This is a genomic window from Streptomyces sp. NPDC050703, assembly GCF_040654435.1.
Classification (GTDB): domain Bacteria; phylum Actinomycetota; class Actinomycetes; order Streptomycetales; family Streptomycetaceae; genus Streptomyces.
In genome coordinates, this window is the sequence record NZ_JBFAHX010000103.1 from 1 (window position 1) to 2003 (window position 2003).

The following is a 2003-nucleotide window of genomic DNA, read 5'->3' on the forward strand; positions in this document are numbered from 1 at the left end:
GGCCGCAACACCACCTGAGCCTCAAACAACTCCACCACCGAAACCCCATCCACAAACTCCCCACCACCACCAGCCCAATCCCCCAAAACCACCCCGCGCTCAACCTCACCAATAACCTCAACACTCCCGATCGCCGCACCCGGATCCGCCACCAGACCCGACAACAACCGCTCGAACCAACCCACCAACCGCTCAGCCGTCTCCGGGTCGAAGAGATCAGCAGCCACGATCAGTCGACCGACCAGGCCGGAGGGGGCGCCATCCGCGTCGAAGGCCTCAGTGACCACCACGTCCAGGTCGAACTTCGCAGTCGCCGTCCCGAGCCGGTCGCCCGGAACTCCAGCGGCCCGTACGCCAGGCAGGCTGACGGCCGCCTGCACGTTGTTCTGAAGCGTCAGCATCACCTGGAACAGTGGGTGCCGGGCGGCCGAGCGAGTCGGCGACAGCTCCTCCACCAGACGCTCGAACGGCACGTCCTGATGCGCGTAGGCCTGTAGCCCCGCCTCCCGCACGTGCTCAAGCACCTCGGCGAATGTGGGGTCACCGGAGAGGTCGGTGCGTATGACGAGGGTGTTCACGAAGAAGCCGACCAGGTCGTCCAGCGCCTCGTCCGTACGGCCGGCTATCGCCGAACCGATCGGGATGTCCTTGCCCGCGCCCACCCGCGACAGCGTCACCGCAAGCGCCGCCTGCAACACCATGAACACCGTCACACCATGCTCACGCGCCACCTCCCGCAACCGAACATGCACGTCAGCAGGCACATCCAGCCGCACCGCATGCCCCTCGTGCGAAGCCTCCACCGGACGCGTCCGGTCATACGGCAACGCCAGCTCCTCCGGCACCCCCGCCAGAGCCTCACGCCAGAAAGCCACTTGGCGGGAGAGCACGCTCTCCGGGTCGCCGTCGTCCCCCAGCACCTTCCGCTGCCACAAGGCGTAATCCGCGTACTGCACCGCCAACGGTTGCCACTCCGGCGCCCGTCCCTCACACCGCGCCACATACGCGGACGTCAGATCGCGCTCAAGCGGAGCGGACGACCAACCGTCACTGGCGATGTGATGCACCACCACTGCCAGCACATGCTCCTGCGGACCTGCGGAGAACAGGCGCGCCCGCAGCGGAATCTCGGAGCTCAGGTCGAAGGCGTGCTTCCCCGCATCCGCGACCGCACCAGCCAGTTCGCCGGCGTCGACCTCGGTGACGGGCAGCTCGAACCCGGTCTCCTCCACCGGAAGGATCCGCTGGTACGGCTCGCCGTCGGCCACCGCGAACACCGTCCGCAGCACCTCATGACGTTCCAGCACGTCCCGCAACGCGTCCTCGAGCGCATCCCGGTTCAGTTCGCCGGTGAGCCGAACTCCCATCGGGATGTTGTACGTCGCGTTCGGTCCCTCCAACTGCGTCAGGAACCACAGCCGGCGCTGAGCGGCCGACAACGGCACGCGTTCCGGGCGCACTTCGGCCACCAGCGCCGGGCGTGCCACGTCGGCCTGACCCAGCCGCGCCGCGAGGCCCGCGGGCGTCGGCACCTCGAACAGCGTCCGCAGCGCCATCTCCACACCGAGGACCGCACGCACACGGCTCACCAGACGCGTCGCCAGCAGCGAATGCCCACCCAGCGCGAAAAAGTCGTCATCGACCCCCACCTGGTCGAGGCCCAGGACCTGGGCGAACGCCTGGCACAGGATCTCCTCCTGCAAGGACGCCGGACCGCGGCCCGCACCGACCGTGTACTCCGGAGCCGGCAGCGCCTTGCGGTCCAGCTTCCCGTTCACCGTCAGCGGCAGCTCGGACACGACGACTACCGCTGAGGGCACCATGTACTCCGGCAGCCGCTCGGCTGCGAAGGGTCGAACCTCGCCGGCAAGATCCTCCGGAACGCCGTCTTGTCCGCGCGCCGGAACGACGTAGGCGACCAGGCGCTTGTCGTCGGGGGTGTCCTCGCGTACGACCACCGCCGCCTGTCCCACACCCGGATGCGCGGCCACGACCGCCTGGAC

General features: G+C 68.5%; 1 protein-coding gene. It reads right to left on the bottom strand.

Annotation, left to right across the window (positions count from 1 at the left end; genetic code table 11):
* Positions 1 to 2003: condensation domain-containing protein (locus tag AB0I16_RS35745; protein WP_363253854.1), on the bottom strand; the 2003-nt coding region annotated here is incomplete at both ends.